Origin of the sequence: Leifsonia sp. Root1293, assembly GCF_001425325.1 — a bacterium.
Lineage (GTDB): Bacteria > Actinomycetota > Actinomycetes > Actinomycetales > Microbacteriaceae > Orlajensenia.
Genome location: NZ_LMEH01000002.1, coordinates 978,396 through 998,432, shown reverse-complemented (window position 1 = coordinate 998,432; position 20,037 = coordinate 978,396). Strand labels below are relative to the sequence as shown.

Here is a 20,037-nt window from a genome sequence, read left to right as displayed (position 1 = left end):
GACCCGCCCGTTCCGGTCATCGCAATCCGAGCCGCGCCCGATGGCTGTGCGCAGCAGAAAGGATGAAGTTGAGGACTCTACGGGAAGTGTCGTGGATCTCGTAGCCAGCGGGGAGCACCCGCTCCTGAGATACTCCGGCCAACAGCACCTCGATCGCTGCGACGACGGCGAACGATTCGACTCCGGTCGTGATGATCGAGCCCGAATCGATTGCCTCGGGACGCTCGATGAAGTCTCGTAGAGTCACCGCGGGGAACCCGAGAAGACTTGATTCCTCGGCGATGGTGCCGCTGTCGGACAATACGAGCTGTGCATCCATCTGTAGCCGGACGTAGTCCAGGAATCCGAACGGCGGATGGAACACGAGGCCATCCGAGTCGAGAAGGCCGCTTTCTTCCAACCGCTTGCGAGTGCGAGGGTGCGTCGAAACCAGAACCGGTTTTCCCCACTTCTCGCTCACCAGCTTCAGCGACGCCACCACAGCTCGGAGTCTGTCCGAATTGTCGACGTTCTCCTCTCTGTGGACGCTTGCCAGGAAGTATCCCTTCGGAGCCAGGTCCAGCCTCTCCAAGATGTCGCTACCATCGATGGCCGACCGGTTCGCCTCGAGCACTTCGCGCATCGGCGAGCCGGTCATGATGACACGAGACGGATGCAACCCCTCCGAGAGAAGATTCCTCCGAGCGTGCTCCGTGTACGCGAGGTTGTAGTCGGCGACATGATCGACCAGCTTTCGGTTGGTCTCCTCGGGCACGTTCTCATCGAAGCTCCGGTTGCCTGCTTCCATATGAAAGACGGGCACCTTCATCCGTTTCGCTATGACGGCCGAGATGCAGCTGTTGGTGTCGCCGAGCACCAGGAATGCATCCGGCTTCTCACTCCGGATCGCTAGCTCCACGCCGGTCATAACCGTGCCGAGCACGGCTCCGAGTGAACTTGTGTCAGCACCCAGGAAGATGTCCGGACGCCGCAGCCCGAGATCTTCGAAGAAGACTTCGTTGAGTTCGTAGTCGTAGTTCTGTCCGGTGTGCACGAGGACATGGTCGGTATATTCATCGAGGCGTTTGATGGTCTCGGAAAGCCGGATGATTTCCGGTCGGGTGCCCACGACCGTCATCACCTTGAGCCTCGCTGTCGTAGTCATACTGCCTCCGCGAAGGTGTCGGGGTTGAGTGGGTCGAAGAGGTCGTTAGTCCAGAAAGCCGTGTACAGCTCCTGGGACCCGGTATTGCGAATGTTGTGGCTCCACATCGTGGGCATGTCCACCGCCACGGGGTCGTCCCCATCGATTTCGATTGAGATGACCTCGTTGCTGAAGAGGCGCCGGAGGGAGATGACCGCCCGGCCCGACAGCACGACGAACCGTTCCACTTTACGGCGATGGAAGTGGTCGCCTCTCGTAACTCCGGGGACCGTCGTCGAGAAGGAGGTCTGACCCGTCCCGCCTCGGGACTTGAGGATCTCGAAGAACGAACCCCGTGCGTCCGCGTGGCGGTGCAGCCCGATGGGAATGCTGCCAGGCACAGTGTACGAGCGATAGGCGTTGAAGACGTCTCGACGGAACGGGCTGGAGATGTCTGGAATCTCCCCGGATGCATACACGGCCCCCATCTCCTCCAGGAGCCCGGACAACTCGCGCACGGACACGATCCGACTCCGGTCGGAGAGCGCGACGAGTGGCGCCGCCCCGGTCAGTACATCGACGGCGTCCTGCGCATGCACGAGAACGAGCTCTTTGTCGACGTCGATGACGGGCGAGCCACCGCCTGCGATGAGAGTGGAGAACGTAGCGAAAACAGAGTTGTAGAAGGGACGCCCGTGCTCACCGAAGATGTTCGGCAGTTCCACGTCCTCGAACGCGATGCCGAGCGCGGCGCAACCGTCTCGGAGGATTGCGCCGGCGGCCTTCTTGGCGTAGCCGTAGACCGTGCCGTTGCCGGCCTGAACCGAGTTCGCGAACGTGACCACTCCCGGTCGCACCTCGGCTTGCTCCATCGCGGCCAGGAGTTGGCGTGCGAACTGGACGTTGCCGTCGGTGATCTCGTTATCGGACCCCCTGTTTACTCCAGCGAGGTGGATGACCCGGTCGCAACCCGCGACGAGCTCGGATGCCTGCACTTCATCGAAGTCCGTGCCGAGGCCGATCGCGGCCACGTGGACGCCAGTCGCAGCCAGGGCCGCGCGGGTATGCCACCCGAGGAAACCGCCAGAACCGGTGAGAGCAACCCGAGCGGCGTCCATCAGATTCGCTCGAACGGCCGGCCGGCGTTCTGGAGTTCCAGCCGCACCTCGGGGATGGTCAGCAGGAGCGTCTCGACCGCCGCCACGTCCATCCGTTCGACGGTGTGGGAGTCATAGTCGGAGTACTGCGCCTGTGTGACGTCTCCTTCGTCGACGTAGAGGCTGTAGTTGAGGTCGCGGGCGTCTGCGGCGATCCGGAAGTAGTCGCCCATGTCGGTGGCACGGGAGAGTTCTTCACGGCTGGCCAAGGCCTCGGACAGCTTTTCGGCGTGACGCGTTCCGATCACGTTGATGTCGGGGTCCACCCCGAACAGATTCGAAATCGCCACAGCGAGGTCGCGAACCGTGCATGAGGGTGCCTTACGAATGAAAAGGTCTCCCTGCTTGGCATTCGCAAATGCGAATTCGACCAGGCCGACGGAATCGGCGAGGGACATCATGAAACGCGTCATCTCGGGATTCGTGATCGTCAGCCGCTTTCCCTCCCGCAGCTGCCGGATGAAGAGCGGGATGACGCTTCCGCGTGAATACATGACGTTCCCGTAGCGGACGCAGGACACAGTGGTCGTCGCATTGGGGTTGTTCAGACCATGCGACTGCGCCACCTTCTCCATCATCGCCTTGGACATTCCCATGGCATTGACCGGGTAGACCGCCTTGTCCGTGCTGAGGCAGACGAGTGATCTGACGCCGTTCGCCTCAGCAGCCCGGACTACGTTCTCGCTTCCGATTACGTTGGTCCTCACGGCCTCCATCGGGAAGAACTCGCACGATGGCACCTGCTTCAGGGCGGCGGCGTGGAACACGTAGTCGACATCCTTCGACGCACGCTCGACGCTGAGATAGTCGCGGACGTCGCCGACGTAGAAGCGAACTCGGTCGTCCGAGATCTCATGCCTCATCAGATCCTGTTTGGCCTCGTCGCGGCTGAGCACCCGGACCTCGCCCACGCCTTCATCCAGCATCTTTCGGGCTACCGTGTGCCCGAACGAACCGGTTCCACCGGTGACGAGGACTTTCGCATCTGCATAACTCACTCGGAGATCCCTTTGCTCTGTTGGTGTTCCGACGATGCTGCGACTCTGCACAGGATCGACTCGATTCTCGTCAACGACTCGTCGAATGACATGTTCTGGTCATAGAAGGCCCGGGCCTTCGCCCCAGCCGCGGCCCGCCCGTCGCGATCGAGCGCCGCGGCCGCTCGGAATGCCTCTTCCAAGGACGCGACGCTCTCGGGCATCGCGACGAAACCCGCCTCCGACTGCTCGACCAGTCGAGCTGCATCTCCGGGAACGGAGATGATCACTGGTCGGGCGTTCGCAAAGGCACCCTGCAGTTTCGAAGGGATGGTGTGATGGAAGACGGGGAGGTCCTTCAACGTCACGAGCTGGAAGTCGGAGTCGCGATAGATGGGACCCATCTGGTCGGGCGACACTCGCTCCGCGAACTTCACGTTGTCGGCTCCAAGTTCGTCCCGGAGGCGTTGCGCTTGAGCCAGAGCAGCGCCAGCGCCCACGACGGTCAATGAGAACCCCGCTATGTCACGGACGGCGTACGCAGCACGGATGGCGGTCTGAAGGTCCTGCATCATGCCGACGTTGCCAGCGAAGACGACTTTCGTCGTCTCGGCATGGTCTTCCTGGACGGTTCGATCGGGCGCGACCGCGGGCTCGTCCGCCCAGTTGAAGACCAGTTTGGTCGTTGTCGGGTCTGAGCCTCTTTCAGTGAGCGTGGTGCGCATCCCGGGAGCGATGGCGATGACCGCATCTGCGCGACGATATACATCGCGGAGCCAGGGGTCGAGCATCCGGGTTGCGAGCCGGCTCACGAGACCAGGGCTCACCAGCGAGGATCCGATTATGGATTCCGGCCAGAGGTCCTGGATATGCAGCACGTATCGCGGCCCGCCGAACAGGCGCCAGATCCACGGTCCGATGGCTGCGGTCATCTGCGGGGCGTAGACGTATACGACATCGGCTCGCCACGCGGCACCGACGGCCGAAGCCGATGACAGGCCGAACGACACGTAATTCACAAGCCGACGGACCGCATTCTGCGAGTGATCGATGAACAGTGGCACACGGATCAGTCCGAATGCACCGTGCTTTTCGCGGCCGCGCCAGCGTTGGCGATAGCCCGCGGCGATACGGCCGTCGGGGTAATTGGGATATCCGGTGAGCACTCGGACCTCGTGGCCACGTTCAGCCAGGCCTGAAGCAATGGACGGCGGCAGGATGACCGGCTCCGGAGCGAAGTACTGAGAGACGATCAGTACTCTCATCGGCTCGCCTCATCGAGCGCCAGAGGACGGGCGGGCACGCCGACGAGGACGGAATCCGGGGCACTGTTCCGCGTGACACAGGCGCTGGCTCCCACGGTTGTTCCGTGCGCAAGGACCAAGCCCTGCAACACGACCGACCCTGCGCCGATCAGAACGCGCGATTCGACGACGACGTCTCCGGACACGACGGCAGCCGGATTGACGGATACGAAGTCGGACAGGATCGCGTCGTGACCGACGACAGCGCTGGGATTGAGATGAACGTGGCGCCCCAGGACGACGTTCGTCGAGATATTCACCCCTGCGCACACGACCACACCCTCGGCAATCTGCGCCTCGGATCCGATCAACGCTGAAGGATGGATCAAGGTTGCTGCTCGGCGGTTCGGCCCCTCGACCCGGCGAGCGATCGATGATCTCACCGCGGGCGATCCGATCGCAATGACGAAGTCCGCAGTCGAGTCGCCAGCCAGCCAATCATCCAGCCCACCGAGGTGGGCGTACCCTCGCGCAGCGAGTCGTGCACCGGCAATCTCGCCGAGCGCGTCATCGACGATGCCCACGACTCGATACCTCGCCTGGACGTCCGCGGCGTTGATCGCCTCAACGATGTCGAGCGTCTCGCGACCGAATCCCCCTGCGCCGATGATGATCAGGTCCCGAGTCATGCCCGAACCCCGTCCGACGCTCCGAGAAACTCATGGGTGGTCGCATGCTCCCCCGACGTGACACCCTCGCGCCGGACCACGGCAAGGACCGTCCACAACAGAACTTTGGCGTCGAGTCGCAGGCTGCGACTGTCGACGTATTCGACGTCCAGCTCGAACTTCCGCTCCCACTCGACCTCGTTGCGTCCGCTCGCCTGCGCCAGACCGGTGATGCCCGGCCGGACCTCATGGCGGCGGGCCTGGGTCGGCGTGTAGCGGTCGAGGTAGCGCACGAGCAGAGGCCGCGGGCCGACGATGCTCATGTCGCCCTTGAAGACGTTCCAGAGCGTGGGCAGCTCGTCGAGGCTGGTCGAGCGCAGCCAGACTCCGAACGGGGTGAGGCGGTCGGCATCCGTCACCAGTCCGGCCGCCTCGTCGACGTCTTTCATGGTGCGGAACTTGTAGAGGCGGAAGATCCTGCCGTCGCGGCCGGGGCGGTCCTGCTGGAAGATCACCGGCGAGCCGAGTTGGTTTCGGACTGCGAGCGCCACGGCGCCCTGGATCGGAGCCGTGAGCACGAGACCGACGCCTGACGCGACCACGTCGAGACCGCGCTTGAGCGTGTCGTAGGGAATGCGGCGGCCCGTCATGAGCGACCACCGATGAAATCGTGGAGGGCCACGCTGACGCGATCGATCTGCTCCCCCGACAGCGCCGAACCGCTGGGCAGCGTGACGCCGGTGGAGAACAGCCGCTCCGAGCTGCCGTTGACCAGCGACCGCGAACCGGCGAAGACCGGCTGAAGATGCATGGGCTTCCAGAGCGGTCGGCTCTCGATGTTCAGCTCCGCCAGCGATGCGCTGAGCGCCGACGGCGCCCATCCCGTGGTGCTCTCGTCGACCAGGATCGAGGTCAGCCAGACGTTGTCCGCCTCGTCGCCGTCAGCCCCGAAGACCTCGACCCCGTCGACGTCGGCGAGCAGGGACTTGTACGCGTCGCGCACGCGTCGACGGCGAGCGATCATCTCGTCGAGGCGCGACAGCTGGGCGCGGCCGAGGGCGGCCAGCAGGTTGCTGAGTCTGTAGTTGTAGCCGATGTCGACGTGCTCGTAGTGCGCGACCGGCTGGCGGGCCTGGGTGGCGAGATACCGAGTGTGCTGAGCGAGCGCCTCGTCGTCGGTCAGCAGCATGCCGCCGCCCGACGTGGTCATGATCTTGTTTCCGTTGAACGACACGACCGACGCGCGACCGAAGCTTCCGGCAGCCCGGCCGCGATGACTGGCGCCCAGCGATTCGGCGGCATCCGCCAGCACCGGAACGCCGTACCGTGCTGCGATCGCCTCGATGGCCGTGTAGTCGACCGCCTTGCCGAGGAGGTCGACCGGAACGATGGCCGCGACCCTCTCGCCCGCTGCCGTCAGCTTCTGCAGCGCCTCCTCGAGCAGAGCGGGATCCATGTTGCCGGTGTCGGGCAGACAGTCGATGAAGAACGGCTCCGCTCCGGTGTAGACGATGGCGTTCGCCGTGGCGGCGAACGTCATGGTCGACGTCAGCACGACATCGTCGCGCTTCACTCCGAGCCCCAGCAGGCCGAGGTGAAGAGCGGCCGTTCCCGAACTCAGGGCAACGGCATGCGCCACACCCACGCGCTCGGCCAGCTCGCGCTCGAAGGCGTCGACGTCGGGTCCGAGGGGAGCGACCCATCCCGAGCGGAGGGCGCCGACGAGGTACTGCTCCTCGAGTTCGCTCATGTCGGGAGACGACATGTAGATGCGCTCGGTCGTCATGATGTGTGTCCTCCGGTCGAGATCCGGGGAACCTGCGACGTGTCGTTGTTGCGCGGTTGCGCGCGCATCCGTTCTTCCCACCCAGCCTTGTCGAGACGCTCGGGTGAGATTCCGCCGACCTTGGCGTGGGAGATCTTCGGATGCAGCGGGCGCGCGTCGGTCTCGCCCGTGCCGACCAGGATCTCGTGCAGCTTCTCGCCCTCGCGGAGGCCGGTGAAGACGATGGAGATGTCCTTGCCCGACATGTCGATCATGCGCTCGGCGATGTCGAGGATGCGCACGGGCTCTCCCATGTCGAGGATGAGCACCTCCCCCGGCTTGCCGATGCCGCCTGCCTGCACGACGAGCTGGCACGCCTCCGGAATAGTCATGAAGTAGCGCGTGACTTCGGGATGCGTGACCGTGAGCGGGCCGCCGGCTTCGATCATCGACGCGAAGGTCGGCAGCATCGAGCCGCGGCTTCCGATGACGTTGCCGAAGCGCACCGAGAGGAAACGCAGCCCGGTCTCGTCGGCCATCCAGGCGGTGAGCTTCTCAGCAACCCGCTTCGAGTGACCGAGCACGCTCGTCGGGTTCGCCGCCTTGTCGGTGGAGATGTTGATGAAGGTGAGCACGCCCGCGTCTCGCGCCGCGTTCAACACGTTGAGGGTGCCGAGCACGTTGGTCTTCCACGCCTCGTCTGGGTACTGCTCGAGCATGGGCAGGTGCTTGAGAGCCGCCGCGTGGAACACGACCTCGGGGCGGCGCTCATCGAAGATGCGGTGGATGACGTCGGCCTCGCGGATGTCGGCGAGCACGACCTCGTCGGAGTCGAGCAGGCCGTGGCCCCGGGTTCCGAGCTGCGCCGTCTGCAGGCCGGTCTCGTCGCGGTCGAGCATGATGAGCTCGGCTGGACGGAACTTGGAGATCTGGCGGCAGAGCTCCGATCCGATCGAACCGCCGGCACCGGTGACGAGAACGCGCTTGCCGGCGAGGTAGCCGGCGATGGTCTCCATCTGCGTGTCGACCGGATGGCGCCCGATGATGTCTTCGATGGCGATATCGCGGAGGTCAGACACCCGCGACTTGCCGGCGAGGATGTCCTCGAGCAGCGGCATGACCTTGACCGACAGGTTGTAGCGCGCTCCGATGTCCGAGATCCGGCGCAGGAAGTCGGAGTCGGCGCGGGCGACGGCGATCACGAGCACTCGAGCGTTCGTATCGCCCACGATGCGCTCGATCTGGTCGATCGATCCCCGCACCGGCACTCCGGCGATGTGACGATTGCGCTTCGCGGGGTCGTCGTCGATGATCCCGACCGGCAGGTAGGTGGAGTGCGGATCGGTGACCATGCGGCGGATGAGCGAGGTGCCGATGTACCCGGCGCCGTAGATCAACGTGCGTTCAGCGTCATCCCCGGGGCGCGTGTGGCGCTCGACGTAGAGCCGCTTGAGATAGCGCACCGAGAACATGAAGAGCAGGGCGATGGGCAGGGCGATGAACATCGTGCTGCGCGGCGTGTGCAGCAGGGTGCCGAGGATCGCGACAGGGACGCCGAGCACGAGCGCCACGACCAGTGCTGTCAGGCTCAGCGCCCGCACCTCCTCGAAGGTGCCGTACGGGAATCGCCCCTGGTAGAGGTGGAACAGGAGCCCGATGCCGTACTGGAACGCAGCGGCGGCGCACGACAGCAGGAGCAGGGGCAGGATCGCGATCTGCGCGGCGTCGAACTCGTAGCGGAACAGCTCGGCGAGACCGATCGCCAGGAACCACGCAACGGCATCGAGGAGGTACTGCGAGCCGAAGCGGACGGGCCGCTTCTTGTAGCCGGCCTCGACGATGTCGTGGACTCGGTTGTGCTTCACCATGACTGTCCCCCATCGGTCGAGCGTGCGAAAGCATCGCCCGACCACAACCAGATCACGTCGCCCCCCTGAGCAACGGCGTTGTCCTGCGGAGCCGCCCCGGACTGCAGGCAGGCCGAGGGCTCGGGTGCATCCGTGCCGCCGTCAGCCGGAATCGAAGCGATCTGAGCACCGTCGCAGTCGTTCTGGCGAGCGACGACCACCAGATAGCCGTCGTCGGCGCCACCGATGGCCGACGCCCCCGGGATCGACAGCGGGGCGCTCCACGAGCCTCCGGCATCCGTCGATGTCACGATCGCCCCGTCGGCGCAGAGCACGGCCGCGGCGGTCTGGCTGGTCGCGGCGACCTGTACGGGCTTCTCGCACGGCTGCGATGACCCGCCGCCGGGTGCGATGACCGAGGTGGCGTCCTGGCTCAGATGCCAGGTCGTGTCGACCTCGTCGGCCGACTCCCACTGCTCGCCCGCGACATAGGACCGGGCGAACTGCGGCGCGCAGGTGGCAGCGTCGGCCGTCACGAGCGCCACGTAGTCGCCCGTACCCGGAAGGATCGCGCGAACGGATGCCACTGCCGGATCGACGGCCACGGCGAAGTCCGTCCACGACGAACCGCCGTCCTCGGTGGCCTGCACGATCGGTTCGTCGCCGGGGCAGGCTGTCACACTGGCGCGATAGCCGCGCTCACCGTCGACGGCCCCGAGATTGCGGGTCGGCGGGCCGACGACGACCACCGGCTCGGCTGTGGGTTCCACGGTCGGCGTCGCGCGGTCGACAGGAGCCGAGCTCGCTGGCGTCGGCACTGTGCCGGCAACAGGGGAGGTGCGATTCTGCGTGAGGGCGACGTAGACCAGAACCAGCACCAGCAGCCCGAGCACGGCCATGCCGATGATCCACAGGGTGCGGAAGCGCTGCCCCGCCGAGTGGTCGGTTCTGCCGATGTTTCGTCTCGCCATGGATCGACCGACTAACCGACGGACGCGGCGCGCTCGATGAACGACACGGTGGTGCGGACTGCGGGAACCAGCTGGTCCGCCGACGTCTGGTAGACGGCCTTGGACTGGCGGTAGGGGTCGACGACGTCATCGTCGTCGGGCGACGCGGCGGGAGCGACGATTCCGCGGAACGACGATGCGACCGCGATGGCTGATGCGAACGGCTTCATACCCGGGATGAATCCGTCGGCCAGGTCGTCATCGTTCACCTCGGAGACCAGACGGGCGAACTCGCGCAGGGTGAAGGTCTTCCTGACAGCGCTCGGCACCATCTCGACGATCGCCCGACGGTGGTCACGCGACAGGGCGAGCACGAGATCGGCTTCGACGATCTGCTGCGCTGTCAGCTGGCGTGCGACGTGCGCGGCGGCATCCTGAGCGCCGTAGCGCGCAGCGAGCACCTGCGACTCCGGGGCCATGGGCGACCCCACCATGGCGATGGTGCCTGCGCTCGTGACGGTGGCATCCGTCACGCCGGCCAGTCCCTGGCGGAGCAACTGCTCGGCGAGCGGCGAGCGGCAGATGTTTCCGGAGCAGACGGTGAGGATGGAGATCGGCATCAGCGCTTCCGCCGGCTGCGGGTCTCGAGCGGCGTCGAGGGCGCTTCGTCCTCGTCGTGGATGACGCCGTAGGTGTATGCGCCGTAGCCGTAGCTGTCCGGGCCCTTCGTCGGCAGCATCGTCACGACGACACCGGCGAGGTGTCCGCCGGAGGCCGTCAGCGCGCGAACGGCGCCGGCCAGTTCCTGCTTCTTCGTGCTTCCGGATGCGGCCACCAGGATGGTGCCGCCGGTGAACTTCGAGAGCACTGCTGCATCCGTCACGAGGAGAAGGGGCGGCGCGTCGATGAGGATGTAGTCGAACTGCTCGGCGAGGGTCTCGAGGAGCTCGACCATGGGCCGCGACCCGAGCAGTTCGCTGGGGTTCGGCGGGATGCGGCCGGCGGGGAGGACGAACAGCTTGCCCCTGCCCCACTTCTGCAGCACGTCGGCGAGCGTGGCTCGACCGATGAGGAGGTCGGTGAGGCCGACTCCACCCTCGATGCCCATGTATTCGGCGATTTTGGGGAGGCGGAGGTCGCCGTCGATGAGCGCGACCCGGGCACCGGTCTCGGCCATCGAGATGGCCAGGTTCGCCGTCGTCGTCGACTTGCCCTCACCGGGGCCGGCACTCGAGATCACGAAGCTGCGCGGCCCGCCCTCCACGTTCACGAACTGCAGGTTCGTGCGAAGGCTGCGGAAGGACTCGGCGCGCGGGTTGCGCGGATCGGCGTGCACGATGAGCGGGCGCTTCTTCGCGTCGGGATCGAGGGCGATGCCGCCGAGGAGCGGCTTGTCGGTGATCTGCTCGATGTCGTGGAGCGAGTGGATGCGGGTGTCGAGAACGCTGCGCAGGATCGCGAGGCCGACGCCGGCGGCGAGACCGAGCAGCGCACCGAGAATGAGGTTGAGCGGAACGTTCGGGCTCGAAGGGCGCGACGGCGCCGTGGCGGGCTGGATGGTTTCGATCTTGACCAGGCTGGGCGCCTCGCCCGACGGCTTCTCGAGATTGTTGACAACGACGTCGGAGAAGTTGGATCCGACGGAGTTGGCGATGAGCGCCGCCTGCTCGGGATCGCCATCGGTCACGGTGATCGCGATGAGGACGGTGTTCAGCGGCGATGACGCCGTGACCTGGGCCGCGAGCTGGGCGCTCGATTCCGACAGGTCGAGTTCCTTGACGACGCGGTCCAGCACCACGGCGCTGGCGACGACGTCGACGTAGGACGTGACGGCCTGGCGGGCGAAGCTTGTACCCTGAACGAGGTCGCCGGTGGCGGCGGTCTCACCGGCCCGGACGGAGACGTAGAGCTTCGTCGTCGCCTCGTACTTCGGCGCCACGAGGATGGAATACGTTGCTGCGAGGCCGATTCCGAGGAGCGCGAAGACCACGATGAGAATCCAGCTCTTGTGCAGGATGCGGACGTAGTCGCGTATCTCCATTGGTTCTGCTGTCCCCCGGTTGTGGTTGTCGCAGACGTAGTACTGCGTCGTTCATTTTGTCACATGGCTCGGCGGCGTTCGTGCGCGGGACGCATTGTTTCGAACGGATTACGCGCCTCACCGGCCAACTTAGACCCATCGGTGGGGTGCAGGCACGCTCAACGGTTGGCGAGCCGCCCGCCCGATTCCTGCAGGTAGCACGATCCGCACAGCGACTCGTACCCGACGTGCACCCCGTCGATCGCCACCTGGTCGCCGTCGAAGACGAAGGCACCGTCGACGAGTCGGGCGTTGAAGACCGCCTTGCGACCGCAGCGGCAGATGGTCTTCAGCTCCTCGAGGCTGTGCGCGATCTCCAGCAGGCGACGGCTGCCGGGGAAGGCGACGGTGAGGAAGTCGGTGCGGATGCCGTAGGCCAGAACCGGCACGTTCTCGAGGATCGCGATGCGCAGCAGGTCGTCGGCCTGTTCTGCCGTGAGGAACTGGGCCTCATCCACAAGCAGGCAGCTGACGTCGCGTGCTGTCGCTGCGACCTGCGCCGCACGGTGTCTCTGGAACTCGGCGTAGGCATCCGTCTGCGGACCGAGCACGAAGTCGACCTCGCGGGTGACGCCGAGCCTGGAGAGGATGCCGAGGTCGCCCTTGGTGTCGATCGAGGGCTTCGCGAGCAGCACGGCGTGACCGCGCTCCTCGTAGTTGTGCGCAGCCTGCAGGAGCGCAGTGCTCTTGCCGGAGTTCATCGCTCCGTAGCGGAAGTACAGCTTGGCCATTACTCGAGGAAACCGTCTTCGGCCGCCCGACGGATGAGGTCGGTCTTGCGGCTGGCCGGTCGGCCCACCTTCTGGTACTTCTCGCGCACGCGGCGGAGATAGGTCTTGGCGGTCTCGTACTTGACGTCCATCGCCTCACCGACCTCGATGGTGCTGCGGCCGGTGACGTAGAGCACGAGGGCCTGACGCTCGCCCGGGCTCAGCTGCGGCTTGACGAGGGTGACGCCCGGGGTGCTCGCCACGCGGTCTGCGACACCCGACGTGGGCATCGGCATCCGCAGGGCCGTTCGCACCGAGGCCATGACCTCGGCCATCGGAAGCGCCTTCGAGAGGAAGGCGAGGGCGCCGGCCGAGGCCGCTCGCGCTCTGGCCTCCGAGCTGTCGAGGGCGCTGATGACGATGACCTTGGCTCCGGCCGCCCGGCAGGTGCGGATGCGCGCCTCGATGGAGACGGGTTCGACGAGCTGGAAGTCCATGAGCACGACGTCGACCGGGAAGTCCTCACTGCGCACGAAGTCGAGCCAGCGGTTGGCGGCCACCGCGAGGGTGAAATCGGGGGCGTTGCTGGCGATCCAGCTGGCGACGGAGTCGAGGATGACCTCGTGATCGTCGAGCAGCCCGACGCGAACCGGCCGCGCTGCGGCGGCGTTCTCAGTGCTGGGCATAGTCGAATCCTACTGTCACGGTCCCCGCTGAAACGCGCACGACGACCCCCTCGAACAGGACACGTACGACCGCGAGATACTGCACCAGAAGCCTTTCGGCCTCGCGCGCACCGAGAGCTCGAGGCGCCGCATCCGTCGTGGCGGAGATTCGCACGGTGACGGATGCCGCAGCCGACGACGCCCCCACGCGCCGGCGTGCGAGGGTGTTGGGCCGCAGCACCACGCTGACCGACGTCGCAGCGATCTCCAGATCGGCCGAGATGGCGGCGACCAGGGCGGCACAGGCCACCCGCTGCTCTCCGCTCATCCGCAGCGCGAGAAGGTCGGGGTCGTCGACTGCCGGCGATCGTCCATCGGGCAGGGCGATGCCATCGGCGACGTCGTCGAGCCAGGTGCGGCCGATCTCGGCGACGAGGGTGCCTCGCAGCACGTCCGCCAGCTGGCGGGCCCTGTCGACGTCTTCCGGTTCGACGGTCTGGGCGTTGATGCCGCGGGTGAGGAACGGCAGCACGTCGCGGGCGAGAACGCTCACCTGTTGCTGCTGCACCGAGCGCGCAAGGCCGATGCGCGCTTCGTCCTCGATCTCGAGAGCGGCCCGCGACACCAGGCGCTGCCAGTTGCGCACCGCTCGCACGAAGCCGTTGGAGAAGGCCGCCGCGGCGAGTCCGAGGGCCAGCGGGGGCACGACCAGCACGACGATGTACTCGGCGAGCGGCGCGTGGACTGCGAAGTAGGGGGCCTGGATGACGGGGAACAACGCCAGCGCGACCGACGACGCGACGGCGCCGGTCACCAACGAGAGCGCTGGCCTGTACGGAGCCATCATGGCGAGCAGGATGGCCACGGTGACCTGCCCGAAGTCGTCCTGGAGCAGGAGGTTGGCGCCGAAGCGCGAGAGCGTCTCCAGCGCCGCCGCCATGACCGCGAGGGCCACGACGATGAACGCCGCCTGCGGCCCGAACGGCGACGAGGTGGGGTGGGCGGCCACCAGGAAGACGGCGCACGCCACGACGAGGACGACCACGGCGGCGATGCCGACGGCAGGGTGCTGCACGGCATCCCACTGGCGCGCGGTCTGGAAGCCGGCGTAGCTCACGGCCATCACCGAGCCGATCCAGGCGAGCGGGTGAGCGCTCAGCGTTCCGAGCGGATCGACCACCTGCGGGCTCTCGCGCCACGACGCCGTGCGGGTCGCCTCGATGCGCGAGCGGATGCCGTCCCAGCTCAGGCCGGTGGTTCCGAAGCCGCTCACGATGCGGCTCCGTCGGCTGAAGGGAGATCCGAGACGGAGTGCGACGCCGACCTCGACGCCGACGGCGATGTCTGCGTGGACGCCTGCTTCACCGCTTGCTGGTCTGCACGGCCTGCTCTCTGCTCGACCGGCAGCGCGATCACGACGCTCGTTCCCGACCCCGGGGTCGACCACACCCGCACGGAACCGCCGGCGGCCTCGACTCGAGCGAGCACGGAGTGGCGCAGCCCGATCCGGAGCGCGCCGGTCTCCGACGGTACGAAGCCGATCCCGGCATCCGTCACCGCCACCACCACCTCCTCATCGTCTGCACTGACCGAGACGTCGGCATCCGTCACTCCTGAGTGCCTCAGCACGTTGATGAGGCACTGGGTGACGGCGAGGCCGAGCGCCTCTGCTCTGTCGGCGTCGAGCCGGTGGACGACGGATCGGTCCCCGGAGACGTCGATGGACAGCCCCTGGGCGCGTGCTGCGGAGATCGCCGCAGCGAGAGGAGTCGCGAGCCAGTCGGCGGAACCTGTGGTGATGGCGTCGCGCGAGAGCAGCCAGTCCTGACCGATGATGCGTTCGAGGTCTTGGGCGATCATCGAACGCAGACGGGGGTCGATGGGTCCCGGCTGCGCCGATGCGACGGCCACCAGGTGACTGAGCGCCGTGTCGTGCAGCAACGCCGTGGCGCGCGAGCCCAGCTCGCGTCGGGCGGTGAGCGCACTGTCGCGGCGGGATGCCTGGTGGATGAACTGCTGAGCGGACTTCGCGCGGCCGCTGTCGAACGTCGTCGCGAGCAGCACGATGGCGATCAGGAGGTACGTCGCCGGCGCGAAGGGGTCGATGCGGTATTCGACGCCCGTCGTCGCGGCAGCCAGGAGCACCGCGGACTCGCCGAGAATGAGGCCGAGGGTGCTCCAGACCAGGCCGACCAGGGCGCTGGCTCCCGCCCCGCCCACCATGACCAGGGCCATCACCGGCAGCGCGACGATGAACAGGTCGGTGGTCGGGAAGAGCAGGCTGTCGCTCAGGATCGTGACGGCGTACAGGTAGGTGCACGCCGAGCCCACCACGAGGTATCCGACCGTGGCGAGCACCGTGTGGTGTCGGGTCAGTGTGATGAGCAGGATCGCCATCGGGATGATGGCGAGGATGGTCGGCCAGAGTCCGTCATGCGGATGCGCCAGGCTGAGCGAGACGATCGCGGTGAGGGCTCCTGCGAGGCAGACCAGGCCGAACCAGTGCGCGGCGCGCGCGATGACGCGACTCATCGTCGGTGCGATGAGGTGGTTCGGCAGTCCGAGCGTCACAGTGAGCACCCCCTCGAGGTCCATTCCAGCGCATGGGGACGAGCCGTACCCCGCTTTACCTCGAAATGTACCCCGCTCTGGGACGGTCCGCGAGCGTTCGGGGGACAGAATCAGAGAACGGACGGCCAATGGGGCACTCGCGCCCGCCTGCAACGCGCCCTGAGACGGTCAGAACAGGGTCGGCTCCGGATCGGAACGGGAGAGCACTCCCCCGGTGTTCGGCGAGAGTCTGGTGCGGTTCAGGCCGTGCTTGCGCACCAACGGAGCCACCCTCTCGGCGAGCCAGGTGCGGTACTCCTTCGGCGCATAGGTTCCGCGGTACATCGCCCGGTACTTGGGCAGCAACTCGGGATGCTCTCGTCCGAGCCAGAGGAAGTACCACTCCTTGACACCGGGCTTCAGGTGCAGTGCCGAGTGCACCACGCCCGTGGCTCCGGCCTCCTTCGCCTGCCGCATCGCCTCATCGAGATGGGCGATGGTGTCGGTCAGGAACGGGAGGATCGGCATCATGAAGACGCTGCAGTCGAGGCCGGCGTCCCGCACGGCGGTGACGGTGGCGAGCCGCGCCTTCGTGGTCGGTGTCCCCGGTTCGACCGACTGTTGCAGTTCATCGTCGTAGACGGCGATCGACATCGCGATGTCGACGGGCACGCGTGTGGCGGCATCCGCCAGCAGGGGGAGATCGCGGCGCAGCAGTGTTCCCTTGGTGAGGATGCTGAACGGGGTTCCGGTGTCGGCGAGCGCGCCGATGATGCCCGGCATGAGCGCGTAGCGGCCTTCGGCGCGCTGGTAGGGGTCGGTGTTGGTGCCGAGGGCGACGGCGTCGCGCTTCCAGCTCGGGCGGTTGAGCTCCTTGCGCAGCACCTCGGCCACGTTCACCTTCACGATGATCTGGCGGTCGAAGTCGTCGCCGCCGTCGAGGTCGAGGTAGGTGTGCGTGGGGCGGGCGAAGCAGTTGTGGCTGATCACGCCATTCGCCACGAAGTCGCCGGTGCCCGTGGTGATGTCGAGCATGTCGATTATTTCGTCCAGCGGCTCGATTGAAATCACCTCGAGCTTCGCGTCGGACTTCACGGCAGCACCGACGAGTGCGAGTTTGCGGGTGATGGCTGGCTGAGCGATCCTGAAGAACCGGTCTCGCGCGGGAAGACCGCCCGTCACCCGGATGTTCGATACCCCGATCGCATTCGGGCCTTCTCTCACCGTTGTCAGCCCATGGGTCGAGCAGGCGCTCTCAACTTCCCTCAGGATCCGCTCGTCGGAATTGCTGATGCGCAGGATGCCCCTGGAACAACTACCCTCGGCATCGAAAATGCCGCCGAGATAGCCGGCCTGCCATTCGGCGGACGGAGCGGCCTGCCAGCGGATGAGATCTCCGATCCGGTCGTAGTGCGCGCTCTTGCTGGTGAAGATGGCGTTCATCCTCCGCCGGGTGTCCGTCGCCGGGGAGAACTCCCTCAGGAACGTCGGGACACCCTCCGAAGCCATGAAGCGACGGGTGCGCGTGAGGGCCTCGATGTCCGCCAGCGCCAGGCGGAAGCGGCTGGCGACATACGGATGGCCAACCCGTCTCGCATACTCCCGGCGCAACATCATGCCGTCACCCCGGATCATCCCAGTGAGGTATCCATGGCGGTAGTCAGCGGCCTCGATATCGGTTGCGGCCACAGCGACCCCCTTGCCGAACCCCATCAGCTTGTTGTTCGCCGTCAGGTATGGGCGCTGCGTCGGTCCCGTCATCGATCCAGTGACATGCTTCCACCCTCGCTCGGTGAGGAAGCGGTGATCACCGCTCGCGATGATCTCGGTGCCGTCCGCGAGAACGACGCGGCATGCCGGCTTCCTCGTTGCCCACTTCGCCGACACGCGCGTCTCCACGTAGCGCCGGTATCGCCCTCTGGTCTCGGTGCCGATGATGGCATCGCCGACCGCGACATCTCGGAGCGGGCGTTGGCGCCCATCAGCCATGAGAACCAGCGTGTCAGGATGCAGGCAGTAGGCACATGCGTGGCTGCAGCCCCTGTAGGGATTGATCGTCCACTCCATGGGAACCTGGCTCTGCACCGGCAGCTTGTTCAGCGCGGACTTCGCGAGCACCTCGTGGAAGGTCATGCCCGCAAACTCGGGAGTGCGCACCGAGCGCACCAGATTGTTCAACTTGGCCAGCCCGGGCAGCGCGTCGGCGTTCTCGACGCCCAGTTCCTGATTGCTCCACCGCATGCATTCATTCGAACACGCCTTCGAAACAATGGCAAGACGCGCCGCCGGGATGTCGAATGCCGGCTGAGCGCGCGGATCTTGGGGAGGAGCCCGCCCGCTCAGCCGGCGGCCACGGCGAGGGCGGCATCCGTCACCCGACGCAGGCTCAGCACCGGGCCGTTCCATCGTCTGCGCAGCCAGCGGTCGTGGCTGGCGATGACGACGGCACCGGGGTAGGTGCCGAGCGCCTGCTCCAGGTCGGTTGCGAGGCCCAGGGACAGATGGTTCGTCGGCTCGTCGAGCAGGAACAGGTGCGGCGGCTTCGCGATCACCAATGCCAGGGCGAGCCGGCGCTGCTGACCCACGGAGAGAGCTCCGACGGGCCGGTTCTCGTCTCGCGGGGCGACGAGTCCGAGGCTCGACAGCGGCACCTGCTCAGCCCGCCGCTCCCCCAGCACCGATGCGTAGACCGCACGAGCGGAGAGGGTGGGGTCGGGAAAACGCACGTCCTGTTCGAGCAGGCCGACGCGCAGGCCGCGTCGTCGCTGGAGCATCCCGTCACCGCAACCGATGCGGCCCGCGAGCACTCCCAGCAGGGTCGACTTCCCGGCCCCGTTCGCGCCCGTCACCAGGAGTCGCGTCTGCGGCTCCACCCGCAGGTCGAGCGGGGCGAGGCGGTCGGGGACGGCGAGGCCCGTCGCCTGCATGAGCAGACCCGTCTCGTCGCCGAATGCCTGGGATCCGCGCGGAATGCCCGCGAAGACGAGAGGAGCCGGCGGCTTGCGCACCTGCTCGCGCTCGAGCACGCTCAGGCGTCCTTCCGCGTTGTGCACGCGACGGGAGATGGCCTGGTCGTTGCGAGCTCCCTTGAAACCGTGGATGAACTTGTCGTTGTCGCGCGGACCCCGGCCGTGAGCGACGGTGCGCGTCGTGATGGCGACGGCATGGCGCAGGCGAGCGAGCTCCTCCTGCTCGTCGACGTACTGCCTCTCCCATCGATCGCGCTCCGCCGCCTTGTGGTCGAGGTACTCGCTGAAGCGGCCTCCGAACACGGTGACGGATGCCGCCGCGTACGAGTCAGCGGATTTCGCCGCGGAAGACGGGCTTCCGGGGCGGGATCCGCGCCGCGGGGCGCCTGAACTCCGCTGACTCGTACATGTGGATGGCGAGTGCGGTGTGCGCGCAGCATCGAGGTCGACCAGCCCGGTGGCCACGGCGTCGAGGAAGGCGCGGTCGTGGCTGGCGAACAGCACGGGTCCCGTCCAGTCACGCAGCTGCCGTTCGAGGAACTCCGCTGCGGCGTCGTCGAGATGGTTGGTCGGCTCGTCGAGGAGCAGGGCATCCGGGCGCCGGAGCAGGAGTGCCGCCAATGCGACGCGGCTGCGTTGTCCGCCGGACACCTCGTCCAGACGCCGGTCGAGCGGCAGCGCCGAAACGCCGAGGCCCTCGCGCAGTACGTCGCGACGGGCGTCGGCTCCCCAGATGTCGGCCCGTTCGGCGGCGTCGAGGGCAGCGGCATAGCGCTCGGGCGCTGCTCGGGATCCGAGGTCGTCGGCGAGGGCGGATGCCGCAGCGTCGAGTTCGCGCCCGATGGCGCGCATCTCCGCCAACGCCTCCTCGAAGACGGCGCCGATGGTGTCGCTCGGCCGGAACTGGACCTCCTGCCAGAGGATGCCGGTACGCATCGGCCGAGTGAGAACGCCCTGGTCGGGCATCTCGACGCCGGCGATGATGCGGAGCAGCGTGGACTTCCCGGCGCCGTTCTCGCCGATCAGGCCGACGCGCTGTCCCCGGCCGACACTGAAGCCGATGTCGCTGAGCACGCGGCGATCGCCGTAGCCGTGGGAGACGCCGTCGAGGCGGAGGTGGTCTGAGTGGATGACTGGGGCTCGCATGAAGACGACCCTTCTGTGATGAGGAAGGGTCCCGCGGGGGCATCCGCCGTCGATGAGGGTTCGCGAACGACCCGCGTCACAGGGTGGGTGCGAATGGCGCACGCCGAAGCCAGGTGATGGATGCGGGTGGGTAGGCCGAACGTCGACGGCGCCTCGGGCGCGGGACAGGACGGCTGATCTACTTCA

General features: G+C 66.7%; 17 protein-coding genes. All 17 read right to left on the bottom strand.

Going from position 1 to position 20,037, the window contains the following annotated elements; genetic code table 11:
• Positions 1 to 16 precede the first annotated feature (16 nt).
• The 17 genes from wecB to ASC59_RS16380 all read right to left on the bottom strand — a co-directional run bounded on the left by wecB (position 17) and on the right by ASC59_RS16380 (position 19,851).
• On the bottom strand, positions 17 to 1,144 hold the full coding sequence (wecB, locus tag ASC59_RS16460; RefSeq protein ID WP_055825141.1) for a non-hydrolyzing UDP-N-acetylglucosamine 2-epimerase: 1,128 nt from the start codon (positions 1,142 to 1,144) through the stop codon (positions 17 to 19).
• Positions 1,141 to 2,241, bottom strand: a complete 1,101-nt coding sequence (locus ASC59_RS16455) for a polysaccharide biosynthesis C-terminal domain-containing protein (RefSeq protein WP_055825140.1) — start codon at positions 2,239 to 2,241, stop codon at positions 1,141 to 1,143. The genes wecB and ASC59_RS16455 overlap by 4 nt, the downstream gene beginning before the upstream one ends.
• On the bottom strand, positions 2,241 to 3,278 hold the full coding sequence (locus ASC59_RS16450) for a polysaccharide biosynthesis protein (protein ID WP_055825137.1): 1,038 nt from the start codon (positions 3,276 to 3,278) through the stop codon (positions 2,241 to 2,243). Before ASC59_RS16450 ends, ASC59_RS16455 begins: the two co-directional genes overlap by 1 nt.
• Positions 3,275 to 4,522 (bottom strand): glycosyltransferase family 4 protein, encoded by a 1,248-nt coding sequence (locus ASC59_RS16445; RefSeq protein WP_082513755.1) that lies wholly within the window; start codon positions 4,520 to 4,522, stop codon positions 3,275 to 3,277. Before ASC59_RS16445 ends, ASC59_RS16450 begins: the two co-directional genes overlap by 4 nt.
• Entirely contained in the window at positions 4,519 to 5,190 is a 672-nt protein-coding gene (locus ASC59_RS16440) for an acetyltransferase (protein WP_055825131.1), read from the bottom strand. The genes ASC59_RS16445 and ASC59_RS16440 overlap by 4 nt, the downstream gene beginning before the upstream one ends.
• Positions 5,187 to 5,819 (bottom strand): sugar transferase, encoded by a 633-nt coding sequence (locus ASC59_RS16435; protein WP_055825128.1) that lies wholly within the window; start codon positions 5,817 to 5,819, stop codon positions 5,187 to 5,189. The genes ASC59_RS16440 and ASC59_RS16435 overlap by 4 nt, the downstream gene beginning before the upstream one ends.
• Complete coding sequence (locus ASC59_RS16430; protein ID WP_055825126.1) at positions 5,816 to 6,955, bottom strand: DegT/DnrJ/EryC1/StrS family aminotransferase; 1,140 nt, start codon at positions 6,953 to 6,955, stop codon at positions 5,816 to 5,818. Before ASC59_RS16430 ends, ASC59_RS16435 begins: the two co-directional genes overlap by 4 nt.
• Positions 6,952 to 8,802: a polysaccharide biosynthesis protein gene (locus tag ASC59_RS16425; RefSeq protein ID WP_082513754.1), complete on the bottom strand. Its 1,851-nt coding sequence runs from the start codon at positions 8,800 to 8,802 to the stop codon at positions 6,952 to 6,954. Before ASC59_RS16425 ends, ASC59_RS16430 begins: the two co-directional genes overlap by 4 nt.
• Positions 8,796 to 9,752: a hypothetical protein gene (locus ASC59_RS16420; protein ID WP_055825123.1), complete on the bottom strand. Its 957-nt coding sequence runs from the start codon at positions 9,750 to 9,752 to the stop codon at positions 8,796 to 8,798. Before ASC59_RS16420 ends, ASC59_RS16425 begins: the two co-directional genes overlap by 7 nt.
• An 11-nt stretch (positions 9,753 to 9,763) precedes the next feature.
• Positions 9,764 to 10,351 carry an arsenate reductase/protein-tyrosine-phosphatase family protein gene (locus ASC59_RS16415; RefSeq protein WP_055825120.1) on the bottom strand — a complete coding sequence of 196 codons (588 nt, stop codon included), beginning with the start codon at positions 10,349 to 10,351 and terminating at the stop codon, positions 9,764 to 9,766.
• A complete protein-coding gene (locus tag ASC59_RS16410) occupies positions 10,351 to 11,772 on the bottom strand; it encodes a polysaccharide biosynthesis tyrosine autokinase (RefSeq protein ID WP_055825117.1) in 1,422 nt (473 codons plus the stop codon). The genes ASC59_RS16415 and ASC59_RS16410 overlap by 1 nt, the downstream gene beginning before the upstream one ends.
• A 158-nt stretch (positions 11,773 to 11,930) precedes the next feature.
• Positions 11,931 to 12,542 (bottom strand): thymidine kinase, encoded by a 612-nt coding sequence (locus tag ASC59_RS16405; protein ID WP_055825114.1) that lies wholly within the window; start codon positions 12,540 to 12,542, stop codon positions 11,931 to 11,933.
• Positions 12,542 to 13,207: a response regulator transcription factor gene (locus ASC59_RS16400; RefSeq protein ID WP_055825111.1), complete on the bottom strand. Its 666-nt coding sequence runs from the start codon at positions 13,205 to 13,207 to the stop codon at positions 12,542 to 12,544. The genes ASC59_RS16405 and ASC59_RS16400 overlap by 1 nt, the downstream gene beginning before the upstream one ends.
• The gene (locus ASC59_RS16395) at positions 13,194 to 14,459 is read right to left on the bottom strand and encodes a hypothetical protein (protein ID WP_055825108.1); all 1,266 of its coding nucleotides are present in this window, start codon (positions 14,457 to 14,459) and stop codon (positions 13,194 to 13,196) included. The genes ASC59_RS16400 and ASC59_RS16395 overlap by 14 nt, the downstream gene beginning before the upstream one ends.
• The gene (locus ASC59_RS16390) at positions 14,456 to 15,781 is read right to left on the bottom strand and encodes a sensor histidine kinase (protein ID WP_055825105.1); all 1,326 of its coding nucleotides are present in this window, start codon (positions 15,779 to 15,781) and stop codon (positions 14,456 to 14,458) included. The genes ASC59_RS16395 and ASC59_RS16390 overlap by 4 nt, the downstream gene beginning before the upstream one ends.
• Positions 15,782 to 15,925: 144 nt before the next feature.
• Positions 15,926 to 17,977, bottom strand: coding sequence for an intein-containing Rv2578c family radical SAM protein (locus tag ASC59_RS17545; RefSeq protein WP_055825103.1), 2,052 nt, complete (start codon positions 17,975 to 17,977; stop codon positions 15,926 to 15,928).
• Between the two features lie 98 nt (positions 17,978 to 18,075).
• On the bottom strand, positions 18,076 to 19,851 hold the full coding sequence (locus tag ASC59_RS16380) for an ABC-F family ATP-binding cassette domain-containing protein (RefSeq protein ID WP_055825101.1): 1,776 nt from the start codon (positions 19,849 to 19,851) through the stop codon (positions 18,076 to 18,078).
• Between the last annotated feature and the right edge of the window lie 186 nt (positions 19,852 to 20,037).

Excerpts from the sequence above, each read along its gene's own strand:
- wecB (WP_055825141.1), bottom strand. The coding sequence starts at position 1,144 with ATGACTACGACAGCGAGGCTCAAGGTGATGACGGTCGTGGGCACCCGA.
- ASC59_RS16455 (WP_055825140.1), bottom strand. The coding sequence starts at position 2,241 with ATGGACGCCGCTCGGGTTGCTCTCACCGGTTCTGGCGGTTTCCTCGGG.
- ASC59_RS16445 (WP_082513755.1), bottom strand. The coding sequence starts at position 4,522 with ATGAGAGTACTGATCGTCTCTCAGTACTTCGCTCCGGAGCCGGTCATC.
- ASC59_RS16440 (WP_055825131.1), bottom strand. The coding sequence starts at position 5,190 with ATGACTCGGGACCTGATCATCATCGGCGCAGGGGGATTCGGTCGCGAG.
- ASC59_RS16435 (WP_055825128.1), bottom strand. The coding sequence starts at position 5,819 with ATGACGGGCCGCCGCATTCCCTACGACACGCTCAAGCGCGGTCTCGAC.
- ASC59_RS16430 (WP_055825126.1), bottom strand. The coding sequence starts at position 6,955 with ATGACGACCGAGCGCATCTACATGTCGTCTCCCGACATGAGCGAACTC.
- ASC59_RS16425 (WP_082513754.1), bottom strand. The coding sequence starts at position 8,802 with ATGGTGAAGCACAACCGAGTCCACGACATCGTCGAGGCCGGCTACAAG.
- ASC59_RS16420 (WP_055825123.1), bottom strand. The coding sequence starts at position 9,752 with ATGGCGAGACGAAACATCGGCAGAACCGACCACTCGGCGGGGCAGCGC.
- ASC59_RS16415 (WP_055825120.1), bottom strand. The coding sequence starts at position 10,351 with ATGCCGATCTCCATCCTCACCGTCTGCTCCGGAAACATCTGCCGCTCG.
- ASC59_RS16410 (WP_055825117.1), bottom strand. The coding sequence starts at position 11,772 with ATGGAGATACGCGACTACGTCCGCATCCTGCACAAGAGCTGGATTCTC.
- ASC59_RS16405 (WP_055825114.1), bottom strand. The coding sequence starts at position 12,542 with ATGGCCAAGCTGTACTTCCGCTACGGAGCGATGAACTCCGGCAAGAGC.
- ASC59_RS16400 (WP_055825111.1), bottom strand. The coding sequence starts at position 13,207 with ATGCCCAGCACTGAGAACGCCGCCGCAGCGCGGCCGGTTCGCGTCGGG.
- ASC59_RS16390 (WP_055825105.1), bottom strand. The coding sequence starts at position 15,781 with ATGGACCTCGAGGGGGTGCTCACTGTGACGCTCGGACTGCCGAACCAC.
- ASC59_RS17545 (WP_055825103.1), bottom strand. The coding sequence starts at position 17,977 with ATGCGGTGGAGCAATCAGGAACTGGGCGTCGAGAACGCCGACGCGCTG.
- ASC59_RS16380 (WP_055825101.1), bottom strand. The coding sequence starts at position 19,851 with ATGCGAGCCCCAGTCATCCACTCAGACCACCTCCGCCTCGACGGCGTC.